Raw genomic sequence first — 26,115 nt, forward strand, 5'->3', positions numbered from 1 at the left:
GGGGTGTGGGTCATGCCTACCCTTAGAATTATACTTCTAGTTTTGGGATGCTCTCAATCATTTCAATTAGTTTAGAAAGTTTTTGTGTCTTAAAGTATGTTCTAGCAGCTTCTGTTTTACCAAGATAAGAATTGCTATGTCCTGTTAAATCTGCAAATTCTATTTCATCATACCCTTTTTGTAATATCATAGTTGCAAAACCGTGCCTATAAGAGTGATGCACATAATGAATACTTTCTTCTTTATTTACTTTTAAGTTATTAAGAACTTTTGTTTTAACTCTTCCAAACTTTTTACCAACGGCATTTGCTGTTTTGTCTTTAAAATCTAATTTCTTATCATTTTCAAAATTATATCTTTTAGACAACCATTTTAGTAATTCAGAATGAATGGGTATTACACGTTTTGCAGCTTTTGTTTTTCCACCATCTGTTGCGACGTCAAAACAAAGTACATCATTAATGAAAATAAATTTTGCAGATACTACCTCTGAAACTCTCATTCCAGTATAATAACTTACTAAAACTAGCTGGAGCATATTACTATCATTCCTTACCAGTTCTAAAATTGCTTGATGCATTTCATCAGTAAATTGAAACCTATCAACTTTTTCTTTAAACCCTCTAATCTCTACATCTACAAATGGGTTAATTGCATTTTCTAAATATTCTTGTCTTATTGCAAATTTAAAAACACCAGAAAGCATCCAAACTTCAGCTCTGAAAGTTCCTTCAGATACTTCTCTTTCTCTTGAGTACCTTACATAATCACTTATTAATCTAGGTCTAATTAATTTTAGTTCAATATCGTCTCTGTCTACAAACTGAAGAAATTTTCTTACAGCATGAAACAGTTTACTTAATGTTTTTTTATCTCTTCCTTGTGACGTTAAATCTGCCTTATACTCATCACTTACTGCTAAGAGTGTAATATTATGTGGGTGAGGGGTGACTCTAAATTTATTTTTTCTTTCACTTATTTCTCTTTGAATTGCAGCAATCGCATTATCATAATGATTAAATTGCTCTTCGCTTAAAACTTCTATTTCATTAGTTTCATATATATCCTGTAAGGAATTATTTCTCATATCTATGAAGTACTCATAAAGCTCATCTAACTCATCTTCGGTTTTAACTTTTAAATCTCTTAAAACTCCAAAGTATGCAGAAGAGCCTTGGGATAGTTTTTTATGAGGAGTACTTCTAATCCCAATCTCTTTTAATCTCTCATCAACTTTTACAGTTGCTAATTTTAAATCATGAGTTTTAAGAGATTCTAAATAGTTTCTTCTGTTAGCCCATCTAGGATTATTTTTGATTTTTGGTAAATCTCTATAAATATCTTTAATATAAAATTGAAGATACCAATTGTCGCTACCTTTAATTTTAGTTAGATAATCTTTTCTATATTTTTGTGTCATATTGACAAATGTACTAAGTTTGTACTAAGTTGTAAATATTATTTTTTGTTACCTGAAGCTATTTATAATGTTTTTAGATATATGGCTATTAATCCTACCGCCCCAGCCATATATATATACTATTAAATTTTTATAATATTTTTATTTATGTTTCTCATGAGAAACCAAGTTTTAAAATTCACTATATTCAGAAGACTATCTTTTACTTTTAAACATTATCTTTCATACAATAAAGACCATTTTGATTTAATAGAGAAAAGGATAAATTTGGTTCTATTTTATTTAATTTTAACCTCAACCTATACATATGAGTTTCTAATGTATGTGTATTAATATCTTCATTCACTCCCCATATTTTTTTTAATAGATCTGCTTTAGTTATATTTATATTTCTATTTTTATTTAAGTAATCAAGTAAGTAGGTTTCTTTTTCTGTTAAATGCTCTTGATAATGATTATTTGAATTATAAATAATTTTTTTAATTGCGATAAATTGAATATGCTCCATTAAATAATTGTTGCTCAAAGAAAAATCAGTTTTTTTCATATTATCTAAATAATTTAATAATGTATTAAATTTAAAAGGTTTTTTTAAAAAACTTAAGTTGTAGTTTTTATATTCCTCGTAATTTTTGTTTTCAAAATAATACGCTACTATATTTTCGTGCTTGTTACACTCCGTAAAATTTTTAAGAAAAGTAGCTAAATTATTATTAACAATATCTAAATTCAGAATAAAAAAATCAAAAAGTCTATTGTTTATCATTTCTAATAATTTTTTTTCATTTTGTGCAATAAATAACTGATAATCTTCAGTATATAAAAATTGCTCTTGCAAAATAGAGTTTAAAAAAATCTCTTTTTCATATAATAATAATGTATGTTTTTTTTCCATAAAAGAAAAAACCTAAAATTTAATTAAATATCAATAAATTTACTTGGTTACAATGCATAATAATAATTTAACAGTTAAAATAGAAAGAGCAATATCAGAGCTTAGACGAGGTGGAAAACTTATTGTTTCAGATATTAATACTGGAACTTGTGTATTGCTAGTTGCTTCAGAATTAATTGAAAAAGAAACAATACAAGAATTATCTGAACAGTCTCTATCAAGGCCAAGTATCATTTTATCTTCAAATCGCTCTAATGCTATAGGTATAAATGTCAAAAATCAACCAAGCTCTATTTTGATAAATAAAAATTGGTCTATAGATGACATTTTATCCCTATGTATGCCATTATACGGTTATGATAAACCTTTGATAAACGGTGTTATATTAGAAAGTAATAAAAGTATTATATCCTCATGTCTTCTCATTTTAAGACAAGCTAGGCTTCTACCAGCTGGTTTAATGTCTATTATATCTAATGTTAAAATTGAAAATATTAATCAATGGGCTTTTAAAAATGACTTACTGCACGTAGAGACGAATGATATACAATCCTATGAAACCTCAAACACAGATAACCTCACCATGTCTGTAAAAGCTAAGGTTCCAATTTCTTATACCGATAATTGTGAAATTATTATTTTTCGTCCAAAAGATGGTGGAGATGAACATTTTTGTTTACTCTTTGGTGAAACAAGAAATGTTTTAAACATTACAAAACATAAACATATTCCTTTGGTAAGAGTTCATAGTCAATGCATAACGGGTGATGTTCTTGAAAGTTTAAAATGTGATTGTGGCCAACAACTTAAACAATCCATTAAAATGATGTCTCAAGCTAATGAAGGTATATTGATATATTTAGCTCAAGAAGGCCGCGATATAGGCTTATTAAATAAACTTAGAGCATATACTTTACAAGAAAAAGGAATGGATACAGTCGAAGCGAATATGGCTCTTGGTTTTGATGATGATGAAAGATTGTACTACCCTGCGAAGCAAATACTTAAAAAATTAAATATTGATACATTAAAACTCATAACTAATAATCCTAGAAAAGTAGAAAATTTATCAAGTTTAGGGATTAACGTTACAGAACGAGTTAGTATAAAGATTGAACCAAATAAGCATAATAAAAAATACCTTAAAACTAAACTAGAAAAGTCAGGACATATTTTATAATACAATAGTTCTTTGTCCGAAAAATTTGGTTCCTATTCTCACAGACGTAGCCCCAAATTTTATTCCCTCTTTAAAATCTTCACTCATACCCATTGACAATTCTGATAATTGGTTCCTATCAGCTATTTTTTTCAATAAACAAAAATGCATTGCAGATTCTTCATCATAAGGAGGAATACACATTAATCCAATAACTGGAAGTTTTAAATCATTTACACAATATTGAATAAAAGAGTCAGATTCTAGAGGTAAAATACCACTTTTTTGAGATTCACTACCTGTGTTAATTTGAATAAAGAAGCTTTTTGTTTTGACTTTATTATCAAAATGCAAATGTATCTCTTTTGCTAACTTTTCCCTATCGACTGTTTCAATAATATCAAATAATTTTAATGCTTGTTTTACTTTATTTGTTTGAAGAGGCCCAATCAGCCGCAACTCTAAATCATCTATATGTTTTAATCTCTCTTCCCATCTCTGACTTGCTTCTTGTACTCTATTTTCTCCAAAAATTCTTTGACCAATTTTAATTGCAGTATCTATTTTATTTTCATCTTGTTTTTTAGAAACTGCAACTAATTTTGTAACTTTTGATCCTTTAAATTTACTATTTAAATAACTAATATTTATATCATTCAAAAGCTCTTCTCTATTTTTTTCAATATTTTCCAAAATGTTAATCCTTTGACTATTTAAAATATATATATTTTAAAAAAAATAGAAATCAGATAAATGTTTCTAATATTATTTTAAATTATGCTGTAGCATGTTTCTTAATTAAATTTTAATTATAATTTAATTGATGTATAACAAAATACTGATAAAACTTATCTAAAAATTTTATAAAGGATTAAATTAATGATAAAAAACATATTATTAATAACTATCCTTTTGTTGATTTCAAGTTGTTCAAATTATAAATCAGTTTTCTCTAACAAAGTTAATGGCGAAACACAAAAACCTGTACTTGTGTTGGAAGATACTAGCAAAGATGTTTTATTGTCAAAAATTATTAATCCTCAAAATTTAGATAACGTTAATGTTAATGGTTATTTATGGCGTGCAACTCTTAATATATTATCAATTGCACCTTTAATATCCACAGATGCTCTTTCAGGAAAAATTATAACTGACTGGTATGTTAATAAGAATATCCAAAATCAAAAATTGAAAATTACGGTTTATATTAATTCAAACGAACTAAAATCTGAAAGCATTAAAATTAAAGTTGAAATTCAGAGTTTTAAAAATAATATTTGGTCACAACCTTTAACCAATAAAAGCTTAGCTGCTCAAATTAAAGATAGTATTTTGAATGAAGCTAGAAACTTGAAATTAAATTTGGATAAATAATTATTAAAAATGAAATATAATCCCTCTCTTATTGAAAAAAAATGGCAAAAAAAATGGCTTGAAAGTGACGTTTTTAAAGCCAAAATAGACTACAGTAAACCTAAATACTATGTTTTAGAAATGTTTCCTTACCCTTCAGGTGCAATTCATATGGGACATGTAAGAAACTACACCCTAGGTGATTTAGTTGCTCGATATAAAATGGCCCAAGGCTTTAACGTTCTTCATCCAATGGGATGGGATGCTTTTGGGCTTCCTGCAGAAAATGCAGCTATTGCAAATAAAACACTCCCTTCAGAATGGACGAATTCCAATATAAAAAGTATGAAGCTACAGCTTAAACAAATGGGTCTTTCCTACGATTGGAATAGAGAGCTGGCAACTTGTGATCCCGATTATTATAAGTTTGAGCAAAAGATGTTTTTAGATTTTTATAAATTAGGTATTGCTTATAAAAAGGAAACTTGGGTTAATTGGGACCCCGTTGAACAAACCGTTTTAGCTAATGAACAAGTTGTTGATGGATGCGGTTGGCGTTCAGGTGCTCAAGTTGAAAAGAAAAAAATGAATGGATGGTTTTTAAAAATTTCTGCATTTGCAAACGATTTACTTAATGATATTGATAGCTTAACATCATGGCCTGATAGAGTTAAAACTATGCAACGAAATTGGATTGGTAAGAGCAAAGGCGCCACTCTAAGATTTAAAGTTAACAATTCAGATAAAGAAATTGATATATTTACGACAAGACCAGACACAATATTTGGAGCTACATTTATAGCTATTTCACCTCAACATCCTCTTGCACATGAAATTGGTAATAAGGATAATGATGCTCTAGACTTTATAAAGTTTTGTGAAAAACAATCGACTTCAGAAATTGATATAGAAAAAGCTGAAAAATTTGGATATGAAACCTCTCTTACTGCATCTCATCCTTTCAAAACGGACTTTAAGTTAAAAATATTTATAGCTAATTTTATTTTAATGGATTATGGAACAGGTGCAATTTTCGGTTGTCCTGCACACGATCAACGAGATTTTGATTTTGCCAAAAAATATAATTTAGAAATAATTGAAGTTGTAGAAAATAAAGTTTCAGAAATTGAGAGTGATTTACCGTATATTGGCGATGGCACTCATATTAATTCTGATTTTCTAGATGGATTAAATATAGAAGATGGGATTAAATTAAGTATAAAAAAATTAGAAAAATTAAATATTGGCAAGGAAACTACAACTTTCAGAATACGTGATTGGGGAGTGTCCCGTCAAAGATATTGGGGCTGTCCTATCCCAATTATTTTTTGTGATAGTTGCGGAGAAGTTCCAGTTCCTGAAGAGAGTTTACCCATTACTTTACCTCTAGATATAAACTTTGAGTCAAATGGAAATCCATTAGAAACACATCCAACATGGAAGTTTACTAATTGTCCAAAGTGTAATAAAGATGCAATTAGAGAAACAGATACATTTGATACTTTTTTCGAATCAAGCTGGTATTTTGCTAGATTTACTGATTTAAACCCTCTTAAAGCTTTTTCTGATGAAGCTATTAAGTATTGGATGCCAGTAGACCAGTATATAGGTGGAGTAGAACATGCTGTGATGCATCTTCTCTATTCACGATTTTTTATGCGTGCATTAAAGGCAGTAAAATCAATAGATATAGAAGAACCCTTTAAGTCTTTACAAACACAAGGTATGGTATGCCATCAAACTTTTATTACAGAAGACAAACAGTGGTTATTTCCCAATGAGGTAATAAAAGAAAATAACAACTTTTTGCATGCAGAAACTAAAAGGCCAGTGTTTGTTGGTCGAACAGAGAAAATGAGTAAATCAAAGAAGAATGTTGTTGACCCACAACAAATTATTTCTAATTTCGGTGCCGATACAGCACGTTTTTTTATGTTATCTGATTCACCACCTGATCGAGATATGGAATGGTCAGATGCAGGTATTGATGGTTCTTGGCGATTTTTAAATAAACTATGGAAATTTGTACTAAATCTCAAAAATTTTGAAAATGATGAAGAATTACTAAAAGATCCGTCTAAACAAAATAAAGAATTACTAACTGTTTTAAATATTACCATAAAGGACATTACTAAAAATATTGAAAATTTTCACTTCAATAATGCCATAGCCTCAATTAGAACATTATTTAATGCAATTATATCTTATAAAATTACTAATGTGTCAGACGAAGCAGTTGTTTTACATACAACAAAAAAACTATTAATACTTATAAATCCTATGGTTCCTCACATTGCAGAAGAATTATGGGCTAGATTAGGTAATTCTAAAATGATATGTGATCAAGCTTGGCCTGAAATTGATCACCTTTATTTGAAAAAAAATAATATTGAAATTCCAGTTCAGGTAAACGGTAAAGTGAGGGCTGTAATAGATGTCCCTTTTGATACTAATAAGCTAGATTTAGAAAAAATTGCCATGAAAGAAAAAAATGTTTTAAAGTTTTTGAATGGTATTCCAAAAAAAGTTATAACAGTACCTAACCGTGTCGTTAATTTTGTTATTTAAAATGGTAACTATATGTTTTTTGTTAAAATAAAAGTATTTATATGTTTTTTGTTAATATTAAGTGGATGTCAATTTTCTAAATATCAATCAACAAATCTAAAATATACTCATAATATAAACATAGAAACTCCAAATAATAAATATAATATGTTGCTTAAGAAGCATTTGGATAGATTATTTAATAATCAACCTAAAAAAGATACTAACTTTATTCTAAAATCTGATATATCATTTACATCAAATGAAACATTGTCTGTAAGTGGTTTGAATGTTCTTCAATCTACAAAAGGCACTGTTCAATATTCTCTTATTGATTCAAAATCAGGAAAAACTTTAAGATCAGGTTCCGTTGTTACTTTTCCTGCACTAAGTTCTTCATCTAGCTCTCTATACACTAATGATGTTAGTCTACAACATATCAAAGAAAGACTTATTCTTAGTTCAGCAAAAAAGTTATATTTAAAAATTAAGCTAATTATGAAAAAATTAAATTGAAAATTAAGTCAGATAATTTTTTAACCTCTCTAAAAAATAATAATTCATATAAAATAGTTTTATTGCACGGACCAAACTTTGGCCTAGTTAATTTACTTTACAACAAAACTATTGATGTTTTATCAATTGATTTGAATGATCCATTTAGTGTTTCTAAAGTAGATGGAAATGATTTTAAAGAAAACCCTACTATATTAAATGACAGTATTTCAACATTTAGTATGGGAAAAGATAAAAGAATTGTCTTATTAGATCTTACATATATAACAATTAATAAAACCATAGAAAATATTATTTTGAATACAATAAAAGAAAATAATAATGATTATTTACTTTTAATTAAAGCCAATAATTTAGGTTCCAAAAATGACCTAGTTAAATTTATTGAAAATGTAGATTATGGATTTTTAGTACCTTGTTATGAAGAAAATTCTAATAATATAAAAATAGATATATCTAGATTATTTAATAAGTATAAGTTCAATTTTTCTACCGAATTTATCTCCATTTTAAGTACAAAGTTTAACCCTGATACTTTAATTAATTTAACAGAACTTAAAAAATTAGAGAGTTTTTTAATAGATAACGAAAATATAACTGAAGAATCAATCTTAACGCTCATTACTGATAATATAGATTTAAATTTTAATAAAATTATACAATTATGCACGAGTGGAAAAATTAGAGAATCATTATTTTATTTAGATAAAATTTATGAAAATTCTTCTTCAGCCATTAACATAATTAGATTATTCATAAAACATTTTAAGATAATAGAAAAAATTCTCTTAAAAGTTGAAAATGGATCAAATCTCTCAGAAACCATAAACAATGCAAGACCCCCTATTTTTTTTAAAGACCGGCCATTATTAACTGCTCAATGTAGATTATGGAGTTTAAAAAAAATTAATCTTATTTTTAAAAGATTGATCGAGATTGAATTAAAATGTAAATCCAGCATCTATCCAGACAAAATATTAGTTTCTCAATTTATATTATCAACGGCATTGATGGCTAAGAATTCTGCTAGGACTTGATTTTTTTTATGATATAATTAAATTCAGATAAATTTTTACAATCTAAACTTATGCTTCCTGCATTTTTGTTAGCGTCATAGTTAATATTTACCTTTATACCCGTAATTTCTAATAATTCTTTTTCTAAGTTTACTATATCTATTTCTTTTTGAAGTTTAGGTTTCAAAAATTTTACCTGACCTTGTTTTACAAGTTTTTCAACTTGCCTCGATGTTAATTTATTTTTCACTATTATATCTAATAAGTGATCGCAATCACTATGGCCTATTAGTGGTCTTATTTGCCCTATGGTCAATTTATTCTGTATCAAACAGTTTTTAGCTAACTCGGATAAAGATAATAGTCTAGTTATATTGGCTATATGTGATCGTGATTTTCCAACGGCTTGTGCAACATCGTCCTGTTTATAATTATATTTATTAATTAAGGATTGATAACCTTCTGCCTCTTCAATTGGATTTAGCTCAGATCGTTGTATGTTTTCTACTAAAGATAATTCTGCTATCTTTTCATCTTCTACGTCATCTCTAATAATTGAAGGTATTTCATGTATTTTAGCTAGCTGAGATGCTCTCCATCTTCTTTCTCCAGCAATGATGAAAAACTCATTTTTCTTATTTTCCTTAGATTTCAATATTATAGGCTGAATAACACCCTGTTTTTTTATTGATTTTGCTAATGATTCTATTTCAGATTTATCAAAAGTTTTTCTTGGTTGCCAAGGTCCTGGCTCTATAAATTCGACAGGCACCATTTTAAATTTATCATTAACACTGCTATCTGAAAAAATTGCTTTTTTTTCAAATTCGTTACCTAATAGGCTTGATAACCCGCTTCCTAATCCAGTATTCTTAGAATTTTTATTTTTTTTCATTATAAGTCTTTCTCTTGATTTATAATTTCGCCTGCTAAAGAAGCATATGCTTGTGAACCAGGGCAAGATATATCATACATAAGAACAGGTTGGCCATAACTTGGAGCTTCTGATACTCTTACATTTCTTGGAATAACAGTTTTAAAAACTTTATTATTAAAATGACTTTTTACATCCTTAGAAACCATTTCAGAAATTTTGTTTCTTTTGTCATACATAGTTAAAAGTATGCCTTGCAAAGTTATATCTTTATTAAAATTATTTTTAACAGAATCAAATGTGTTTATTAATTGCGTTAATCCTTCTAAAGCATAATATTCCGTTTGAAGTGGTATTATTAAACTATTCACAGCACATAAAGCGTTTAAAGTTATCAGACCTAATGATGGTGGACAATCTATAAATATGTAATCATATTCACCCTTAATTTTTTTAATTAGATTGTTAATGAGATATTCTCTATCTTCAACGTTTACAAGCTCCTGTTCAAGAGCGGATAAATTTGGTGAAGTAGGAATAATATCAAGTTTTGGTATCATGGTAGATTTTATTGAATCTACTATATTATTTTTTCCACAAATAACTGAATATAGATCGATATCTCTTTCATTATATTTAATTCCAAAACCTGTGCTGGCGTTTCCTTGAGGGTCGGAGTCAATAATTAGTGTACGTCTATCACATGCTGCTAGAGCAGTGGCTAAATTAATTACAGATGTAGTTTTGCCTACACCGCCTTTTTGGTTAGCAACTGCTATAGTTTTATTTAATTTATTTTTCATCTGTAATACTTAACACATTTACTTTACTTATATACACAATTTTACCTAATTCATCAGTAATAGACTGATATATTTTATAATCTATATTTCTTATTTTACTAATCTCTAAAAGCTCATTTTTATATGATTTACCCTTTAAAAACAATAGGTTAGGGAAATGGTTCAGATTAGATGGTCTTTTTTCCATATAGTTTTCTACATATTTAATTAACTTATTAAGAGGCGCCAAAGCTCTTGCCATTATTAGATTAGGTTTTAAAAAGCTTAAATCTTCAATCCGACAATTAAAAATTTTAATATTAGTTTCTGATAGCATTGCTACTTCACGAATAAAAGTACACTTTTTTTGATCTGATTCTACGATATTTATGTTATTATTGCCCATCATGGCTAGTATCAAACCAGGAAAACCTGCACCTGAACCAAAATCTAATATATTTCCACTTATATTTTTGGTAAAACGAAATAACTGACCTGAATCAAGAAAATGTCTAACCCATATATTATCAAGAGTAGAGTTGCTAATTAAATTTATTGAATTTTGCCATTTAAACAACGTTTCGTGATATATTTCAAATTTTTCATATGTTTCACGTGAAACATATAAATGCGAACAAAAACTTTCATAAGAATTAATTTTCACTGAAATTTTTTTCTTTCGGTTGTTTTTTTAAATATCTCAAAAGTAATAAAGTAGACGTAGGGTTAAACCCTGGAAGTTTGGCTGCTTGCGCAATTGTATTAGGTTTTACGTTGTTTAAAATATCCCTGGCTTCATTTGATAGGCCTTTTACTTTATTGAAATCAACATTTAAAGGTATGTTAATGTTATTTTCCTTTTGATATGCATTAATATCTTCTTGTTGTCTTTTCAAATAGACATTGTATCTACAGTCCGTTTCCAATTGAGAGTGCAAATTATTAGATATTTTCTTCAAATCAGGCCACAAAGAAAATAGGTCTTTAATATGATATTCACCAGATGATAAAATATCTTTTGGCTTACGAGATTGTCCAGTTCTAGTAAATGGCAAATCATATTTCTTTAACTCACTTGGTTTTGCTGTCAATTTATCCAAAATTTCATTTGCATGTTTAAGCTCATTATTTTTTATATTCCAAAGAGCTTTTCTTTTATTTCCAACAACACCAAACTTAATTCCTTTTTCGGTCAACCGTTGATCAGCATTGTCAGATCTTAATAATAATCTAAACTCGGCTCTTGACGTAAACATCCTATATGGTTCTGGGGCTCCCCTTGTTATTAAATCATCAATCATAACGCCAATATAAGCTTCAGATCTGTCTAACAAAAACCACTTAGGGTTATTGTTTAGTTTTATCGACGCATTAATTCCAGCAATTAAACCTTGAGCAGCCGCTTCTTCATATCCAGTAGTTCCGTTTATTTGCCCTGCAAAAAACAAACCTTTAATTTCCTTAACTTCAAGAGAGCTGTTTAAAGCTCGAGGATCCATATAATCATATTCTATGGCATAACCATATTGACTAATTTTAACGTTTTCTAAACCAACTATGGTTTTAACAAAATTATCCTGAACATGTTTGGGTAAGCTTGTAGAAATACCATTTGGATACACTAAAGAGCTATCTAAACCTTCGGGCTCTAAAAAAACTTGATGTGAATCCTTGTTATTAAACCTATTTACTTTATCTTCTATACTTGGACAATATCTAGGACCGGAGCCCTCAATCGAGCCTGAATACACTGGAGACAGATTAATATTATCAGATATTATTTTATGTGTATTTATGTTAGTTCTTGTAATACCACATTCAATTTGTTTAACCTTTATCTCACTATTCAAAAAAGAAAATGGGACTGGAATTGGGTCAGCTGATTGCATTTCAACTTTTTTCCAATCAATACTTGATTTTTCTAATCTTGGCGGCGTACCTGTTTTCAGTCTTCCAATAGGCAAACCTAATTGTCTTATTTTTTTAGCAAGAATTTCTGAAGATTTATCACCAATTCTGCCTGCAGATATTTTTTCATTTCCTATATGTATTATTCCTCCTAAAAATGTTCCTGTTGTTAAAACAACAGACTTACAGAGGTAAACTTCATCATTTTGAAGCACAACACCTTGAATTTCCTTATTAGAAATTTTTAGGTCTTTAATTGTTCCCTCAATTATTAATAAATTTTGTTGTTGTTTTAATAGTAAACTTATAGCCTTTTTATAAAGTTTCCTATCTGCTTGTGATCTTGGACCGTGAACAGCCGGACCCCTTGATCGGTTAAGCATCCGAAATTGAATTCCTGAACTATCTATCGCTTTTGCCATTAGTCCATCTAAAGCATCTATTTCTCTTACTAAGTGGCCCTTACCTAATCCACCTATAGCTGGATTACATGACATTTCACCAATTGTTTCAATATTCATTGTTATTAGAGCAGTTTTTGAACCCATTCTAGAAGATGCTGCAGCTGCCTCAATGCCAGCATGCCCACCTCCAATAACAATTACGTCAAAACTCTTCATTCTTAACCTTTATTTCTTATTTACCAATACAAAAACTACTAAATATATCGTCTAAAATTTCTTCGACGTCAATATTATTAGTTATGGAACCAATAGCCGTAGCTGCAACTCTCAAGTCTTCCGCTGCCAATTCAGGATTAATCTTTAAGTTCGTTAAGGAAGCTCTTTTTAGCGCATCAGAGGCTCTTTTAACAGCTTGAACGTGCCTCTCTCTTGTAAGTAATGCGTTTTCTTTAGGCTCCAATGATTTTAAATGTTTTACAATAACTTTTATTAATTGATCAATACCTGTGTTTTCTTTTATAGAAATTTCATGTACGTTTTTTTTATTTAGTTTACCTAAATCTGACTTCGTATGAATTAAAATTTTTCTTGAAGACTTTTTTATTTCAGTGAAATCAAAATTTTCACTGTCTGATAAAATTAAGATTAAATCTGATTTATCTGCTTTATCAATTGCAATTTTTATACCTATTTTTTCTATCTCTGACTTTGTTGATCTTATACCGGCAGTATCATTAAGAATAATTGGATATCCCTCAAAATCAAGTAATACTTCTAAGATATCTCTTGTTGTGCCAGGTTCTTTAGTTACTATCGCGACTTTTCTATCTGATAAGAAATTAATTAACGAGCTTTTTCCTACATTAGGCCGTCCAATTAGAGTAATTACAAAACCATTTCTTAATCTTTCCCCAAATGAACTAGATTTGATTGATAGTTTCATATCTGTCAGTAAATCAATAACGTTTTTAGCAAATAATTTTTCAAGGTCAACGGGGAGATCTTCGTCTGAAAAATCGATTAATGCTTCTAATTTTGATAATAAAAATACAATATTAGCTCTCCAAGAATTAACTTTATCTGATAAAGCACCTTCAAACTGAGACATAGATATCTTAAATTGGTTTTCTGTTTCTGCATTAATTAAATCATTAAGGCCTTCTGCTTGTGTCAAGTCAATAATTCCATTGAGAAAAGCTCGCTTAGTATACTCTCCAGGTTTAGCAATACGAAAATTTTTCTGCTTACCTAACATTTGAAAAATCTTCTTTTCTATCACTAAGCTGCCGTGTAGATGTAACTCTATTATGTTTTCACCAGTAGCAGTATGTGGGCCTGGAAAAAATATAACTAGAGCATTATCAATTATTTGATTATTATGATCATGTAATTTTCTTAAAGACGCTAATCTTGGCTGTGTTGGCTTAAACGAGAAAATTAAGGGGACAATGTTAGCATGTTCACCTGATATTCTAATAATTTTTAAAGCGCTTTTTTGAAAGTTAGAAGCAGATGAAAATATAGTATCCAAATTATTATGCTTTAACGGTTAAATTTGTTTCACGTGAAACATTTTTTTATTTATTCATTGCCCTAAAGAAGTCTTCATTGGATTTACTCTGTTTGAGTTTGTCAGCTAGAAAGTCCATGGCGTCGACTGGACCCATTTGCATCAATATTCTTCTGAGAACCCACATTCTAGATAAAGTATCTTTCTCTACTAAAAGCTCTTCTTTTCTTGTTCCTGATTTTGTCACATCTATCGCAGGAAAAGTCCTTTTGTCAGAGAGTTTTCTATCCAGGATAACTTCGCTGTTACCTGTACCCTTGAATTCCTCAAATATTACTTCATCCATTCGAGATCCTGTTTCTACTAAGGCGGTGGCAATAATAGTAAGAGAGCCTCCATCTTCAATGTTTCTAGCTGCTCCAAAAAATCTTTTAGGTCTTTGTAAAGCGTTTGCGTCAACGCCGCCAGTTAAAACTTTTCCACTTGATGGTATAACTGTGTTGTACGCTCTTGCTAGCCTTGTAATAGAATCTAAGAGTATAACTACATCTCTTTTATGCTCAACCAAGCGTTTAGCTTTTTCTATAACCATGTCTGTAACCTGAACGTGACGAGATGCAGGTTCATCAAAAGTTGAACTGATTACTTCCCCATCAACAGACCTTTGCATATCTGTTACTTCTTCTGGTCGTTCATCAATTAATAAAACAATTAAATATATTTCTGGATGATTCTTTGAAATAGACTGAGCTATAGACTGTAGCATCATGGTTTTACCTGTTCTAGGAGGCGCTACTATTAATCCACGTTGACCTTTTCCCATAGGCGCAACCATTTCTACTACTCTGGTAGTGATATCTTTATTTTCTGGATCAAATTCAGTTTCAAAGTTAATTTTAGATTGTGGATAAAGAGGTGTTAAATTATCAAAATTTATTCTATGTCTTACAGCTTCTGGATCTTCAAAATTTATTGTTTCAACTTTTAATAAAGCAAAGTATCTTTCCCCGTCTTTTGGAGCTCGTATTTTTCCTTCTACTGTGTCGCCAGTTCTTAAACTGAATTTTCTTATTTGACTTGGCGATATATATATATCATCAGGGCCAGCCAAATAATTAGACTCTGGTGATCTCAAAAAACCAAAGCCATCAGATAAAACCTCAAGAACACCATTCCCATAAATACCTATATCATTTTCTGCGAGTCTTTTTAAACAAGCAAACATCATATCTTGCTTACGTAATGTACTTGCATTTTCTATTTCTAAACTTTCAGCATAATCAAGTAAATCAGCTGGATTTTTTGCTTTTAATTCTTTTAAGTGCATCTTTTTCTCTTTTGTGGGAAATTTTGAATTATAATTGGAAGTTTGGTTTAATTATAACTAAAGAAATAATTAAAATCATTAAGACAGTGGGTACTTCATTTATTTTTCTATAAAAATTTGAAGATTTAAATCTATAACCTTTTTTAAAGTTTTTGTAAAGAATAGATAAATAGAAATGAAAAATACTAAGAAAAACGACAAAAATTAGCTTTAATATAAAATAAACCTCGCTTACTATATAACTATTGTCATAAACTAATAAAAATCCAAAAATATATGTTAAAACCATTGCAGGTTTCATAATAATTTTTAAAAGTCTGTACTCCATAATTAAGAAAGTCTTGTCCGTTTGACTTTCACATTTAGTATCGTGATGATACACGAACAAACGAGGTAAATATAATAATCCTACCATCCATGAAATAACTGAAACTAAGTGTAATGTTTTTATTATATCATAATACAAATTTTAACCTATATTTCGAATTCTTTAATAATTTCAATGACTTGTTTAACACTGTCTATTCTACATTCAGGTGTAAGACCATGGCCAACATTAAAAATAAACTTTCTGTCTTTCATTTTTTTCAATATACTTTCAACATTCTCTCGGAGAAACGGATTATGCTTCGGAATAAGAGATGCTGGATCGAGATTACCTTGTATAGCGATTGATGGATTTATGCTTTCTAATACCCAAGATAAATTTACAGTCCAATCCAATGCAACACAATCAACATTACTTTCATATGAGTACTTAATTAGAGATCCTCCAGATTTAAAAGGAAAACCAATAACAGGGATATTAATATTTCTGGATCTTAATAGACTAATTATTTTCGCTATTGGATCAATAGCAAAATCTTTAAAAAAGTTATTAGGTATCATGTGAGACCAAGAATCAAAAATCATTAATACATCCGCACCAGCTTTTGCTTGTATTTCCAATTTGTCTGTAATGTATATTACTAGAGTTTCAATAAGTTCTCGAAACCATATATTAGAACCCCAAATTGCCTTTCTAGTATTAATAAAATCTTTGCTACTTTGGCCTTCAATCATATAACAAGCTAAAGTCCAAGGTGCACCTGAAAAGCCTATTAAACAAACTGATGATGGTAGATCTCTTCTTAAAGTCTTTATTGAATTTTCTAAAGGTTTTAATAATAACGGAATATTAATATTTTTGATAATTTTGCTTTCATCAGGTAACATTGGATCCATAGTCGGACCAACGTTTTTAGTAAATTTTACATTTCTGTTCATTGCCCAGGGTATCATTAAAATATCAGAGAAAACTATAGCCGCATCTAAGTTATAATATTTTAAAGGGAGTTTTGTACTTTCTACAATAAGTTCTTCATTTAAACAGAAATCTATAAAGTTTTTTGCTCTTGATCTAATAGAATAATATTCAGGAATATGTCTACCAGCTTGTCTCAAAAACCAAATAGGTATTTGTTGATTTTTTTTATTTTTAAATAAATTATTTATTTTATTCACAATTTTTATCTTTTAATTATTTTAAGTAAAATTAATTGTTATTGTTGTATACAGATTTTCTGTGGATAAATACTTTATTATGTGTTTATCAACAAGTTATCATTTAACTAAGTGTTAGTTGTATGTAAAAAAATAAAATATCCACAAGTAAATAATTCTATTTATATATTTATTAAGATGTTTTTAAATTATTAATATTTTTGTTCATTTACAATTATATTTCAATAAAGATAATAATTATAATTATATTAACATATTATCAACAATTAAAAAAAAGGCATATAATGATTATTATAGGTATAACTGGATCAATTGGAATGGGAAAATCTACCATTGCATCCATGTTAAAATTTTTTGATATACCTATTCATGACTCTGATTTGGTTGTAAAATTATTGATTGAAACTAATTCTTTGGTACTAAAAAAAATTAAGAAAAATTGGCCTGAAGTAATTGATATAATTGATAGTAATGAAGTTATTAATAAGGGAAAATTAAGTGAAATAATTTTCAATGATACTAAGTGTAAAGAAAAGTTAGAAAAAATAATTCATCCTTTAGTAAATAAAAAAAGAAAGATGTTTTTAAAAAAATATGAATTTAAAAACAAAATTGTTGGTATGGATGTTCCGTTATTGTACGAAACTGGTCTAAATAAAATATGCAATTATATTTTTTTAGCTTTTACTTCAGAGGCAAATCAAGCGAAAAGAGTTTTAAAAAGAAAAAATATGACTATGGAGAAATTTATATCAATAAAAGAAAATCAATGGTCTGACGAATTGAAAAAAGAACAAAAACCATATATAATAAACACAAGTTATGGGAAGATATTAGTCTTTATTTTATTAACTTTTTTGTTATCTAAAATTTTTTTTAAAGAAAAGGTTCTAAAAACATGAGAGAAATAGTTTTAGATACAGAAACAACAGGTTTAGACTGTAGTAATGGAGATAGAATTGTTGAAATTGGTGTAATTGAATTAGAAAATCATATCCAAACTGGCAAATATTTTCATTCTTATATCAATCCCCAAAAAAAATCTGATCCAAAAGCAGAAAAGGTACACGGGTTAACACAAGAGTTTTTATCTGATAAACCCTTATTCCATGAAATTGCTGAGGATTTTTTAGAATTCATATCAAACAGTAAAATTATAATACATAATGCCCCTTTTGATCTAGGGTTTATTAATTCAGAACTAAAAAATTGTGATATGTCAGATATTGATGAAAATCTAGTTATAGACACTTTATTACTAGCAAAAAAAAAGTACATAGGTCAATCAGTCAGTTTAGATGCTTTATGTCGTAAATTTAACATAGATATTTCAAACAGAACTATACATGGTGCACTTAAAGATGCGAAGTTATTGTCACTTGTATATCTTGAGTTAATTGGTGGAAAACAAACAAGACTAAACTTTTTAAATAATAATGAGTCCATTAAAGAAGATAACAATGAACTATTTGACTTAATAAGTTTTTATAATAATAAACCAATTATTCCAGCCAAAAGGGTTAACATTAACATTAATGATAATAAATTACATATAGAAAGTATAAAACAAATACCGAAAAGTATTTGGGAAACTCTGAAAAGTTAACTTTTAATTAAGTTGAAATTAACATTATCCAAAATTATGGGCATAAATCCGCCATTCTGAGTTACACTCGCTATTATAGATCTGGCGAAAGGAAAAATAATTCTTGCCCCCTCTGATGCTAACTTATGCTTGTCAACAAGGTTTGTGTTTTCTGCCTTAAAAAGTCCATAATAATCTAATTCTAAATGAAATATTGTATTTTTTTCTTTTTTAGATTTACAATTAATACTTATCTTAATGGTTACTCCGAAATTAACCTCCCCATAAGGTTCATGTATAACGTTAATTTCAATATTAGTATTATTTTCTTTAGCATTAAAGTTATGAGTTCCATTTTTTTGAAAATTTTCGTAAGATAAATCTTTAATGTATTGATTTAATATAATTAATTTATTCGTTTCGTCATTTATTATTTTATTCATGTGGTTCTCATTTTAACTAAAAATTAATTTTTATAACTTAAATTGACAATAATACATATTAATTTTTAATTTTTTTTGTATAATGTTGATTTAATCAATTTAACAGTGGTGGAAAATTTAATATGCAAAATAGTCTTCCTTATTTAGATATTTTAATCTTTGGGGTTATAGCAGTTTTTTTAATATTCAGACTTAAAAATATTTTAGGTACCAAGACAGGATATGATTCGTCTGGCGCTAAAAAAGATAATAATAGTTCTAATATAATACCACTTAAAACAGTTGAAAAAAACGAAAAATATAATTTAATAAGTAATGATTTAGATAAAATTAAAGAAATTGATCCGTCATTCAATGCAGACGAATTTTTATCTGGATCAAGAACATTTTTCAAAATGGTTTTAGAAAGTTTTACTAATGATAACTTAGAGAAAGTTCAAAATTTCATAAAACCATCTGTGTTAGAAAGTTTTAAAAATGCAATTGATGATAGAAACAAGGAAGAAGAAACATTAATTATTGACCTTAAATCAATAGATAAGAATGAAATATTATCCCATAAAATTACAAAAACGTTAATTAAAATAAATGTTATATTTGAATCTAGACAGATCATATCACTAATGGATAAAAATGATAAATTGATTGAAGGTGATCAAGAAAAAGAAATAATTGTCAAAGATGAATGGGTATTTGAAAGAAAAATTAAAAACGAGAATCCTAATTGGTCTCTTATTGAAACAAAAAGCCTTTGAATAATGGTTTTTATATCAAAGAATGATAAAAAAGCATGGCAAGATTATATTGATAACTTTGAACATTTCACTCTAAATCTTAAGAAAGATGATTTAAAAAAAGAAGTCAAAATAAAAGATAAAAATTCTATTAAAAAAAATAATATCGCTAATTCTTATAAATTATTTAAAAAAGGTAAAATCAAACCTGATGGAGTGATAGATCTTCATGGTTATAGTCTTAAAATGGGAAAACAAAATTTAGAAAGTTATATTTTAAAATCCTATGAAAATAACCTTAGAAATATTTTAGTTATAACTGGTAAAGGTTTAAATAACCAAGGCGTCTTGAAAAAAGAAGTACCTGAATGGTTAGAAGAAAAAAAGATAAAAAATTATTTAATAAGTTTTGAAAAAGCTCCAAATAATAATGGTGGTTCGGGAGCCTTATTATTAAGAATTAGAAACAAATACAAATTTTAACTATAAGTTTTGGATATAAGTATGACAAAATTCAATGAAAATCGTATTGCTTTAATTAAAAGAAAAACTAATGAGACTAACATTGAAGTAAAAGTCAATTTGGATGGTGATGGTAAAAATTTTATAGATACTGGACTTCCATTCTTTGATCATATGCTGGAACAATTATCTAAACATAGTTTAATAGATATCCAATTAAAATGTATAGGTGACTTACAAATAGACGCTCACCATACTATGGAGGATATTGGTTGGGCTTTAGGCAAAGCTATCAATGATGCTTTAGGAAATAAAAGAGGTATTAAACGTTATAGTTTTAATTATTTGCCAATGGATGAATGCCTTACTAGATGTTGTATAGACGTATCAGGACGACCTTGGTTAATCTGGAATGTTTTTTTGCCTGGTATAACAATAAAAAAAATTGAAACTGAAATATTTAGGGAGTTTTTTCAATCACTTTCCCAAGCTGCTGGATTTACATTGCATGTTGAAAATTTATATGGAACAAACACCCATCATATTTTAGAATCTTGTTTTAAATCACTAGCCATTTCTTTAAGAGAGGCTATAAAAATTGATCCTCAAAACTCCAATAATATTCCTTCTACCAAAGGTACATTATTTGGGAGCAATTAAAATGAAACTAATTATAATTGACTACGGGTCTGGAAATTTAAAATCTGTAGAAAATGCTTTTAAAAATTCTATATTAGAAAATAATTTAAACTTTAGTGTTGAAGTTACAAGTGAATTAAAGTCAATTAAGAATTCCGATTTATTGGTACTACCTGGTGTTGGTTCTTTCCCAGATTGTAAAGAAGGGCTCCAAAAAATCCAAGGTTTAATAGATGTTTTATTTGATGAGGTTATTATAAAAAATAAGCTTTTCTTAGGTATATGTGTAGGCATGCAACTTATGGCCGAGTATAGTTTGGAAAAAGTAAACACTGATGGTTTTGGTTGGTTTAAAGGTAATATAGAAAAAATAAATAATAACGGTACAGATTATTTGGGAAGAAATTATAAAATTCCTCATATGGGATGGAACAACTTAGAAATAAGTGAAGAAAGACATCCTATTTTAAAGAACATAACAGAAAAAGAACAATTCTATTTTGTGCACTCTTATTATTTTAAAATTAAAGAAAAAAATAGAGTATATGCTAATACTAACTATAATCATAAAATTCCAGCAGTTATAGCTAAGGATAATTATGTAGGTGTTCAATTTCATCCAGAAAAAAGTAGTTTTTCAGGCCAAAAACTTATATCAAACTGGTTAATGTGGAAACCATAAATTAATTGTGAGACATAACATGGTTAAGATAATAGAAAATGTGAAAAAAAAATATAATGTTAAAGCTGAACTTTGTACGAGCTTAAACAAAGTTGATTTACAAGAACTTTGTGACGCTACAGAAGAAGCCATTTTAGCTGGAGGAGGCTTTGGTTGGATATCTCCTCCTGCATTAAAAACACTACAAAATTATTGGAAAGGTGTATTATTAATACCTGAAAGAACTCTTATAATTGGAAAATTAGATAGTGTTGTAGCAGGATCTGTACAATTAATTAAACCAACTAAAAATAATGAAGCTCAAGCACATTCTTGTATTTTAAGTACTTTTTTCTTTGCATCATGGGCACGAGGTTTTGGTTTGGCTAAAGCAGTATTTGAAAAAGCAGAAGAAAAAGCAAAAAAAGATGGGTTTAAAGTCATAACTTTAGAAGTTAGAGAAACACAGCATCGAGCTATACAATTGTATGAACAAGCAGGTTTTGTCAAAACTGGTTCTAATCCCAAATCAGTATTTGTAAATGGTGAGTATATTGCGGGTCACTATTATTATAAAGAATTAGAAAAATGAAATACAGGAAATTCACTTTATATCCAGCCATTGATATAAAAAATGGAAAATGCGTTAGACTTTTATTCGGAGATATGGAAAGAGAGACAGTTTATCATGAAAATCCTCTTGATCAGGCCATATGGTTTGTTGATCAAGGTGCAGAGTGGCTTCATATTGTTGACCTTGATGGCGCTGTTGAAGGTAAGAATGTAAATAAATCTATAATTCAAAAAATGTTAAATCTTTTACAGAACAAAGTTCATGTTCAAGTAGGAGGGGGTATTAGAAACCTTGAAAATATAGATTTTTGGTTAGAAAACGGAGTAAATAGAGTTATTTTAGGAACTCTTGCTCTTGAAAACCCACATTTTATAGAAAAATTAAATAAAAATTATTACAAGAAAATAGTAATAGGCGCCGATGTAAGAGATGGTATGATTGCTTCACATGGATGGAAAAATCAATCGAGGGTTAAAGCTGTTGATTTAATAAGAGAATTTAATCCAAACATAATTAACTCTATAATTTACACAGACATATCTAGAGATGGTAGCTTACAAGGTGTAAGTTTAGATCAAACAATAAGTTTTTCAAAATCTATTCCACATCCAGTGATAGCTTCTGGAGGTGTTTCTTCTATTAAAGATATTATCGATTTAAGCAAGCAAGTTACAAACGGTATTGAAGGTGTGGTTATTGGAAGAGCTCTATATGATAAAAAATTTACCTTTGGTGATGCAATCAAATCTTTAAGAGTGGATACATAAATGCTTTCAACAAGAGTTATTGCGTGTTTAGATGTTCATGATGGAAGAACAGTTAAAGGAATAAATTTTGTAGATTTGCAAGATGCAGGTGATCCAGCAGAACAGGCAAAACTTTACAGCAAAGTCGGTGCTGATGAAATTTGTTTCTTAGATATTTCTGCAACTAATGAAAAAAGAAAAGCAATGTTGGATGTTATTTCAAAAACTGCTGAATCGTGTTTTGTTCCTTTGACAGTTGGCGGAGGAGTAAATGATATTAGTGATTTTAGAAATTTATTAAATTGTGGAGCTGATAAGGTTTCAGTTAATTCATCGGCTGTTTATAATCCAGATTTGATAAAACAAGCATCAGATAAATTTGGTAATCAGTGTGTTGTCCTTGCCATTGACGCCATTGATAATAAAAATATGTTAAGTGGTTACGAGGTAACTACCCATGGTGGAAAAAATAAAACAGATATTGATGTCTTGTCATGGGCCCAGAAAGGTGTTGAAAATGGTGCTGGAGAAATCCTATTAACTTCAATGAGCGCTGATGGAACTAAAAAAGGATATAATTTAGAATTGACAAAGTTAGTATCAGATAATGTTTCTGTACCAGTTATAGCTTCTGGGGGAGCAGGTAATCCCCAAGATATGGTTGATGTTGTTTTACATGCAGGCGCCTCTGCTGTTTTAGCAGCTTCGATATTTCACTTTGGAATTTTTTCAATTCCTTCTGTAAAAAAAGAAATGGAAAAAAGTGGTATTCAAATTAGAGATTGTGAAAAATAAAATGGATGATCAATTTGTTACTGAGCTCTTTAAATTATTAAAAGAAAAAGCAAAAATAAATAATAATTCCTCATACACTTCACAATTAATCAAAAACCCAGATTTATTAGCTAAAAAAATAGGGGAAGAATCCTCTGAACTGATTATTGATTTTATTAAAAATAATAAAACAGGAATTATAAATGAATCGGCAGATTTATTATATCATATATTTGTTGTGTGGATATCTATGGGCATAAATCCTCAAGAAATTTGGGATGAATTATCCAAAAGACAATCACAATCAGGTATTGAGGAAAAAAAAAATAGAGGAAAAATACATGAATAATAGCTATGATAACAAAAATATTTTTTCAAAAATTTTAAGATCTGAAATTGATTGTGAGAAGATACTCGAGAATGAACACGCATTAGCTTTTTTGGATATTAATCCTCAAGCACCTATTCATATTTTAATTATACCTAAAAATAAATATATAGATTTCTACGATTTTACCCAAAATGGTTCGGCTCAAGAAATTAAATATTTTTGGGAATTAGTAAATGATGTAATAAAAAATAAAAATATTTCAGATTCAGGATTCAGATTAATAACTAACTCTGGAAAGGACGGTAATCAAGATGTACCACATTTTCATGTACATTTGTTAGGCGGAAAAAATTTGGGAAGAATGATTAATTAGTTATTATTTTATCTTCTATGAAATCCCAAAACATTTTTTCAATGTTAATAGAATCATTAATTTTTATTTCACGAATTCCAGTTGGGGATGTAACATTTATCTCTGTTATGAAGTCGCCAATTATGTCTATACCAACAAAGTAAAGCCCTTTTTCTTTTAAAGATTGTGAAATTTCGTTACATATAAATTGATCTCTTTTTGTTATTGACGTCCTTTCGGGTTTTCCCCCTACATGCATGTTAGATCTACTCTCCCCTTTTTGGGGAACCCTATTAAGAGCGCCAACAATTTCACCATTTAGAAGAATTATACGTTTATCACCATTTCGTACATCTTTTAAATATTTTTGGATCATAAGTGGTTCATTGCTTTGTTTAAAAAACATTTCTAGAATTGAATAAAAGTTTTCGTCATTTGGTTTTAAATGAAAAACTCCTTGACCCCCATTTCCATACAATGGCTTTATAATGATATCTTGAAATTCATCTCTAAATGATTTTATTACATTTATATCTTTGGTGATTAAAGTCTCAGGCATTAAATGAGGAAAGTTAGTTACAAATATTTTTTCTGGGGCATTTCTTACTTCAAAAGGATTATTAACTACAATAGTTTTCTTTGGTAGCTTTTCCAAAAGATGTGTTGCTGTAATATAAGACATATCAAACGGTGGGTCCTGTCTCATTAACACTATGTCAAAATCAGATAATAATTGAATATTTTTTTCATAATATTTATAGTTATTAAACCCGTTTTCTATATCTAATTCAAATTTACAAATATTTGCTAGCACTTTGTTAGATCTTAATATTAATGCATCTGGTGTAAAATGATGAATTGTGTGTCCTCTTTCTTGAGCCTCAAGAGCTAAAGCAAAACTAGTATCACCCTTTAAATCAAGTCTTTCTAATGGATCCATTAGAAATGCAACTTTAAGTTTAGTGCTCATCGTGTGTCATCTGTTAACGTAATATAATTATAAACTTCTTTAATAAAACGCGCACTTGAAGCATGGGCCTTAACTAAACCCATTTCCTCTATATTTGAAGCAACACCACTTAAATATGCAATATCATTTACAACGTCGATTGAAAAATTAATGCTATTAATTTTTTTATCAGTCATAATTCGCGCTCTAATTTCACCCATAGAAGAGATATCTCTAGCAATATTTCTAAGACTTGAAGTGTTACTTATTTGAATTTCATTATTTACTTCATTAACGCCTTTTACGCTCCATGCAATTTTGGTAAGCTGTATCCTCGTCTCTGGTTCGCTTACTTTACCGGTAAATAAAACTGATCCATTATTTACAGTGATTTTAGTATCAGCAATTAAACTAGGATCTTTTTTAAATATTAAGTTAGATATTTTTGTTTTAATAATTGTATCATTTAATGCTGTACCAATTCCTTTTTCTTTAGAAGCTGCTCCTAATGAAAACATTCCAACAGTTCCTAAAATTGGTGCACATGATTGAAAAACAAAAAGAAATAAAGAAATTAGAAAAATTTTTTTCATGAAATTTGCCCCTTAATAATTAGTACTTTAAGATAAAATGTAAAATAAGTAATAAATT

General features: G+C 28.6%; 30 protein-coding genes. 16 read left to right on the forward strand and 14 right to left on the reverse strand.

From position 1 onward, the window contains the following. Nucleotides 1-28: 28 nt before the first annotated feature. Nucleotides 29-1,420: a tyrosine-type recombinase/integrase gene (locus tag ABXT66_RS10895; RefSeq protein WP_443643538.1), complete on the reverse strand. Its 1,392-nt coding sequence runs from the start codon at nt 1,418-1,420 to the stop codon at nt 29-31. A gap of 208 nt (nt 1,421-1,628) precedes the next feature. Beyond that, nucleotides 1,629-2,315 (reverse strand): winged helix-turn-helix domain-containing protein, encoded by a 687-nt coding sequence (locus ABXT66_RS10900; RefSeq protein WP_443643539.1) that lies wholly within the window; start codon nt 2,313-2,315, stop codon nt 1,629-1,631. A 52-nt stretch (nt 2,316-2,367) separates the two neighbouring features. Here ABXT66_RS10900 and ribA point away from each other — a divergent pair, with 52 nt between their 5' ends. Continuing rightward, a complete protein-coding gene (gene ribA, locus ABXT66_RS10905; RefSeq protein WP_443643540.1) occupies nt 2,368-3,495 on the forward strand; it encodes a GTP cyclohydrolase II in 1,128 nt (375 codons plus the stop codon). Here ribA and ABXT66_RS10910 read toward each other — a convergent pair. Continuing rightward, a complete protein-coding gene (locus ABXT66_RS10910; protein ID WP_443643541.1) occupies nt 3,490-4,167 on the reverse strand; it encodes a YggS family pyridoxal phosphate-dependent enzyme in 678 nt (225 codons plus the stop codon). The two genes, ribA and ABXT66_RS10910, sit on opposite strands and share 6 nt — an antisense overlap. A 186-nt stretch (nt 4,168-4,353) precedes the next feature. Between ABXT66_RS10910 and ABXT66_RS10915 the strand changes: the two genes are divergently transcribed. Genes ABXT66_RS10915 through holA form a run of 4 tightly spaced genes read left to right on the forward strand, consistent with a single transcriptional unit; the run spans nt 4,354 to nt 8,927 of the window. Beyond that, complete coding sequence (locus ABXT66_RS10915; RefSeq protein ID WP_443643542.1) at nt 4,354-4,848, forward strand: DUF3576 domain-containing protein; 495 nt, start codon at nt 4,354-4,356, stop codon at nt 4,846-4,848. 9 nt (nt 4,849-4,857) lie between these two features. Continuing rightward, nucleotides 4,858-7,395 (forward strand): leucine--tRNA ligase, encoded by a 2,538-nt coding sequence (leuS, locus tag ABXT66_RS10920; protein ID WP_443643543.1) that lies wholly within the window; start codon nt 4,858-4,860, stop codon nt 7,393-7,395. A 12-nt stretch (nt 7,396-7,407) separates the two neighbouring features. Further along, nucleotides 7,408-7,890, forward strand: a complete 483-nt coding sequence (locus tag ABXT66_RS10925) for a hypothetical protein (RefSeq protein WP_443643544.1) — start codon at nt 7,408-7,410, stop codon at nt 7,888-7,890. Beyond that, nucleotides 7,887-8,927 (forward strand): DNA polymerase III subunit delta, encoded by a 1,041-nt coding sequence (gene holA / locus ABXT66_RS10930; RefSeq protein WP_443643545.1) that lies wholly within the window; start codon nt 7,887-7,889, stop codon nt 8,925-8,927. Before ABXT66_RS10925 ends, holA begins: the two co-directional genes overlap by 4 nt. On the opposite strand, the gene ABXT66_RS10935 is transcribed toward holA, so the two are convergent. From ABXT66_RS10935 to hemE, 8 genes are read right to left on the reverse strand one after another with little or no spacing between them, the layout of a single operon-like run. After that, complete coding sequence (locus tag ABXT66_RS10935) at nt 8,917-9,801, reverse strand: ParB/RepB/Spo0J family partition protein (protein WP_443643546.1); 885 nt, start codon at nt 9,799-9,801, stop codon at nt 8,917-8,919. The genes holA and ABXT66_RS10935 overlap by 11 nt on opposite strands. Beyond that, nucleotides 9,801-10,583 carry a ParA family protein gene (locus tag ABXT66_RS10940; RefSeq protein ID WP_443643547.1) on the reverse strand — a complete coding sequence of 261 codons (783 nt, stop codon included), beginning with the start codon at nt 10,581-10,583 and terminating at the stop codon, nt 9,801-9,803. The genes ABXT66_RS10935 and ABXT66_RS10940 overlap by 1 nt, the downstream gene beginning before the upstream one ends. Beyond that, complete coding sequence (rsmG, locus tag ABXT66_RS10945) at nt 10,573-11,226, reverse strand: 16S rRNA (guanine(527)-N(7))-methyltransferase RsmG (protein WP_443643548.1); 654 nt, start codon at nt 11,224-11,226, stop codon at nt 10,573-10,575. The genes ABXT66_RS10940 and rsmG overlap by 11 nt, the downstream gene beginning before the upstream one ends. After that, nucleotides 11,216-13,090 (reverse strand): tRNA uridine-5-carboxymethylaminomethyl(34) synthesis enzyme MnmG, encoded by a 1,875-nt coding sequence (gene mnmG, locus ABXT66_RS10950; protein ID WP_443643549.1) that lies wholly within the window; start codon nt 13,088-13,090, stop codon nt 11,216-11,218. Before mnmG ends, rsmG begins: the two co-directional genes overlap by 11 nt. Nucleotides 13,091-13,106: 16 nt before the next feature. Continuing rightward, nucleotides 13,107-14,405, reverse strand: coding sequence for a tRNA uridine-5-carboxymethylaminomethyl(34) synthesis GTPase MnmE (mnmE, locus tag ABXT66_RS10955; protein ID WP_443643550.1), 1,299 nt, complete (start codon nt 14,403-14,405; stop codon nt 13,107-13,109). A 46-nt stretch (nt 14,406-14,451) separates the two neighbouring features. Continuing rightward, nucleotides 14,452-15,711, reverse strand: coding sequence for a transcription termination factor Rho (rho, locus tag ABXT66_RS10960; protein WP_443643551.1), 1,260 nt, complete (start codon nt 15,709-15,711; stop codon nt 14,452-14,454). Nucleotides 15,712-15,739: 28 nt separating this feature from the next. Next, nucleotides 15,740-16,177, reverse strand: a complete 438-nt coding sequence (hemJ, locus tag ABXT66_RS10965; protein WP_443643552.1) for a protoporphyrinogen oxidase HemJ — start codon at nt 16,175-16,177, stop codon at nt 15,740-15,742. 8 nt (nt 16,178-16,185) lie between these two features. Continuing rightward, nucleotides 16,186-17,214 (reverse strand): uroporphyrinogen decarboxylase, encoded by a 1,029-nt coding sequence (gene hemE, locus ABXT66_RS10970; protein WP_443643553.1) that lies wholly within the window; start codon nt 17,212-17,214, stop codon nt 16,186-16,188. 284 nt (nt 17,215-17,498) lie between these two features. Here hemE and coaE point away from each other — a divergent pair, with 284 nt between their 5' ends. Further along, nucleotides 17,499-18,116, forward strand: a complete 618-nt coding sequence (gene coaE, locus ABXT66_RS10975; RefSeq protein ID WP_443643554.1) for a dephospho-CoA kinase — start codon at nt 17,499-17,501, stop codon at nt 18,114-18,116. Beyond that, nucleotides 18,113-18,820 carry a DNA polymerase III subunit epsilon gene (gene dnaQ, locus ABXT66_RS10980; protein ID WP_443643555.1) on the forward strand — a complete coding sequence of 236 codons (708 nt, stop codon included), beginning with the start codon at nt 18,113-18,115 and terminating at the stop codon, nt 18,818-18,820. The genes coaE and dnaQ overlap by 4 nt, the downstream gene beginning before the upstream one ends. Here the strand turns inward: dnaQ and ABXT66_RS10985 are convergent. Beyond that, complete coding sequence (locus ABXT66_RS10985; RefSeq protein WP_443643556.1) at nt 18,817-19,242, reverse strand: protein-export chaperone SecB; 426 nt, start codon at nt 19,240-19,242, stop codon at nt 18,817-18,819. The genes dnaQ and ABXT66_RS10985 overlap by 4 nt on opposite strands. A 122-nt stretch (nt 19,243-19,364) precedes the next feature. Between ABXT66_RS10985 and ABXT66_RS10990 the strand changes: the two genes are divergently transcribed. Genes ABXT66_RS10990 through ABXT66_RS11030 form a run of 9 tightly spaced genes read left to right on the forward strand, consistent with a single transcriptional unit; the run spans nt 19,365 to nt 24,536 of the window. After that, a complete protein-coding gene (locus ABXT66_RS10990) occupies nt 19,365-19,997 on the forward strand; it encodes a Tim44/TimA family putative adaptor protein (protein WP_443643557.1) in 633 nt (210 codons plus the stop codon). Nucleotides 19,998-20,000: 3 nt separating this feature from the next. Next, the gene (locus tag ABXT66_RS10995; protein ID WP_443643558.1) at nt 20,001-20,459 is read left to right on the forward strand and encodes a Smr/MutS family protein; all 459 of its coding nucleotides are present in this window, start codon (nt 20,001-20,003) and stop codon (nt 20,457-20,459) included. A gap of 21 nt (nt 20,460-20,480) precedes the next feature. After that, entirely contained in the window at nt 20,481-21,098 is a 618-nt protein-coding gene (gene hisB / locus ABXT66_RS11000) for an imidazoleglycerol-phosphate dehydratase HisB (protein WP_443643559.1), read from the forward strand. 1 nt (nt 21,099) lies between these two features. After that, on the forward strand, nt 21,100-21,759 hold the full coding sequence (gene hisH / locus ABXT66_RS11005) for an imidazole glycerol phosphate synthase subunit HisH (RefSeq protein WP_443643560.1): 660 nt from the start codon (nt 21,100-21,102) through the stop codon (nt 21,757-21,759). Between the two features lie 19 nt (nt 21,760-21,778). Beyond that, a complete protein-coding gene (locus ABXT66_RS11010) occupies nt 21,779-22,330 on the forward strand; it encodes a GNAT family N-acetyltransferase (RefSeq protein WP_443643561.1) in 552 nt (183 codons plus the stop codon). After that, nucleotides 22,327-23,079, forward strand: coding sequence for a 1-(5-phosphoribosyl)-5-[(5-phosphoribosylamino)methylideneamino]imidazole-4-carboxamide isomerase (gene hisA, locus ABXT66_RS11015; protein WP_443643562.1), 753 nt, complete (start codon nt 22,327-22,329; stop codon nt 23,077-23,079). Before ABXT66_RS11010 ends, hisA begins: the two co-directional genes overlap by 4 nt. Continuing rightward, nucleotides 23,080-23,853, forward strand: a complete 774-nt coding sequence (hisF, locus tag ABXT66_RS11020; protein ID WP_443643563.1) for an imidazole glycerol phosphate synthase subunit HisF — start codon at nt 23,080-23,082, stop codon at nt 23,851-23,853. It begins immediately after the preceding gene. 1 nt (nt 23,854) lies between these two features. Then, the gene (gene hisE, locus ABXT66_RS11025; protein ID WP_443643564.1) at nt 23,855-24,181 is read left to right on the forward strand and encodes a phosphoribosyl-ATP diphosphatase; all 327 of its coding nucleotides are present in this window, start codon (nt 23,855-23,857) and stop codon (nt 24,179-24,181) included. Beyond that, nucleotides 24,174-24,536 carry an HIT domain-containing protein gene (locus ABXT66_RS11030; RefSeq protein WP_443643565.1) on the forward strand — a complete coding sequence of 121 codons (363 nt, stop codon included), beginning with the start codon at nt 24,174-24,176 and terminating at the stop codon, nt 24,534-24,536. Before hisE ends, ABXT66_RS11030 begins: the two co-directional genes overlap by 8 nt. Here the strand turns inward: ABXT66_RS11030 and gshB are convergent. After that, on the reverse strand, nt 24,529-25,485 hold the full coding sequence (gene gshB / locus ABXT66_RS11035; protein WP_443643566.1) for a glutathione synthase: 957 nt from the start codon (nt 25,483-25,485) through the stop codon (nt 24,529-24,531). The two genes, ABXT66_RS11030 and gshB, sit on opposite strands and share 8 nt — an antisense overlap. Next, complete coding sequence (locus ABXT66_RS11040) at nt 25,482-26,057, reverse strand: BON domain-containing protein (protein ID WP_443643567.1); 576 nt, start codon at nt 26,055-26,057, stop codon at nt 25,482-25,484. The genes gshB and ABXT66_RS11040 overlap by 4 nt, the downstream gene beginning before the upstream one ends. Nucleotides 26,058-26,115 lie beyond the last annotated feature (58 nt).

This window comes from Candidatus Levibacter sp. Uisw_134_01 (genome assembly GCF_047717795.1).
Taxonomy (GTDB): Bacteria; Pseudomonadota; Alphaproteobacteria; order Puniceispirillales; family Marisalimonadaceae; genus Marisalimonas.

What these genes read in the sequence shown, in the direction of transcription:
- ABXT66_RS10925 (WP_443643544.1), top strand. Translation starts at nt 7,408, where the DNA reads ATGTTTTTTGTTAAAATAAAAGTATTTATATGTTTTTTGTTAATATTA.
- dnaQ (WP_443643555.1), top strand. Translation starts at nt 18,113, where the DNA reads ATGAGAGAAATAGTTTTAGATACAGAAACAACAGGTTTAGACTGTAGT.
- ABXT66_RS10895 (WP_443643538.1), bottom strand. Translation starts at nt 1,420, where the DNA reads ATGACACAAAAATATAGAAAAGATTATCTAACTAAAATTAAAGGTAGC.
- hisA (WP_443643562.1), top strand. Translation starts at nt 22,327, where the DNA reads ATGAAATACAGGAAATTCACTTTATATCCAGCCATTGATATAAAAAAT.
- hisB (WP_443643559.1), top strand. Translation starts at nt 20,481, where the DNA reads ATGACAAAATTCAATGAAAATCGTATTGCTTTAATTAAAAGAAAAACT.
- ABXT66_RS10935 (WP_443643546.1), bottom strand. Translation starts at nt 9,801, where the DNA reads ATGAAAAAAAATAAAAATTCTAAGAATACTGGATTAGGAAGCGGGTTA.
- ABXT66_RS11030 (WP_443643565.1), top strand. Translation starts at nt 24,174, where the DNA reads ATGAATAATAGCTATGATAACAAAAATATTTTTTCAAAAATTTTAAGA.
- ABXT66_RS10995 (WP_443643558.1), top strand. Translation starts at nt 20,001, where the DNA reads ATGGTTTTTATATCAAAGAATGATAAAAAAGCATGGCAAGATTATATT.
- ABXT66_RS11010 (WP_443643561.1), top strand. Translation starts at nt 21,779, where the DNA reads ATGGTTAAGATAATAGAAAATGTGAAAAAAAAATATAATGTTAAAGCT.
- hisH (WP_443643560.1), top strand. Translation starts at nt 21,100, where the DNA reads ATGAAACTAATTATAATTGACTACGGGTCTGGAAATTTAAAATCTGTA.
- ABXT66_RS10915 (WP_443643542.1), top strand. Translation starts at nt 4,354, where the DNA reads ATGATAAAAAACATATTATTAATAACTATCCTTTTGTTGATTTCAAGT.
- ABXT66_RS10985 (WP_443643556.1), bottom strand. Translation starts at nt 19,242, where the DNA reads ATGAATAAAATAATAAATGACGAAACGAATAAATTAATTATATTAAAT.
- rho (WP_443643551.1), bottom strand. Translation starts at nt 15,711, where the DNA reads ATGCACTTAAAAGAATTAAAAGCAAAAAATCCAGCTGATTTACTTGAT.
- mnmG (WP_443643549.1), bottom strand. Translation starts at nt 13,090, where the DNA reads ATGAAGAGTTTTGACGTAATTGTTATTGGAGGTGGGCATGCTGGCATT.
- coaE (WP_443643554.1), top strand. Translation starts at nt 17,499, where the DNA reads ATGATTATTATAGGTATAACTGGATCAATTGGAATGGGAAAATCTACC.
- leuS (WP_443643543.1), top strand. Translation starts at nt 4,858, where the DNA reads ATGAAATATAATCCCTCTCTTATTGAAAAAAAATGGCAAAAAAAATGG.
- hisF (WP_443643563.1), top strand. Translation starts at nt 23,080, where the DNA reads ATGCTTTCAACAAGAGTTATTGCGTGTTTAGATGTTCATGATGGAAGA.
- ABXT66_RS10940 (WP_443643547.1), bottom strand. Translation starts at nt 10,583, where the DNA reads ATGAAAAATAAATTAAATAAAACTATAGCAGTTGCTAACCAAAAAGGC.
- ribA (WP_443643540.1), top strand. Translation starts at nt 2,368, where the DNA reads ATGCATAATAATAATTTAACAGTTAAAATAGAAAGAGCAATATCAGAG.
- gshB (WP_443643566.1), bottom strand. Translation starts at nt 25,485, where the DNA reads ATGAGCACTAAACTTAAAGTTGCATTTCTAATGGATCCATTAGAAAGA.
- ABXT66_RS10900 (WP_443643539.1), bottom strand. Translation starts at nt 2,315, where the DNA reads ATGGAAAAAAAACATACATTATTATTATATGAAAAAGAGATTTTTTTA.
- hisE (WP_443643564.1), top strand. Translation starts at nt 23,855, where the DNA reads ATGGATGATCAATTTGTTACTGAGCTCTTTAAATTATTAAAAGAAAAA.
- ABXT66_RS11040 (WP_443643567.1), bottom strand. Translation starts at nt 26,057, where the DNA reads ATGAAAAAAATTTTTCTAATTTCTTTATTTCTTTTTGTTTTTCAATCA.
- ABXT66_RS10990 (WP_443643557.1), top strand. Translation starts at nt 19,365, where the DNA reads ATGCAAAATAGTCTTCCTTATTTAGATATTTTAATCTTTGGGGTTATA.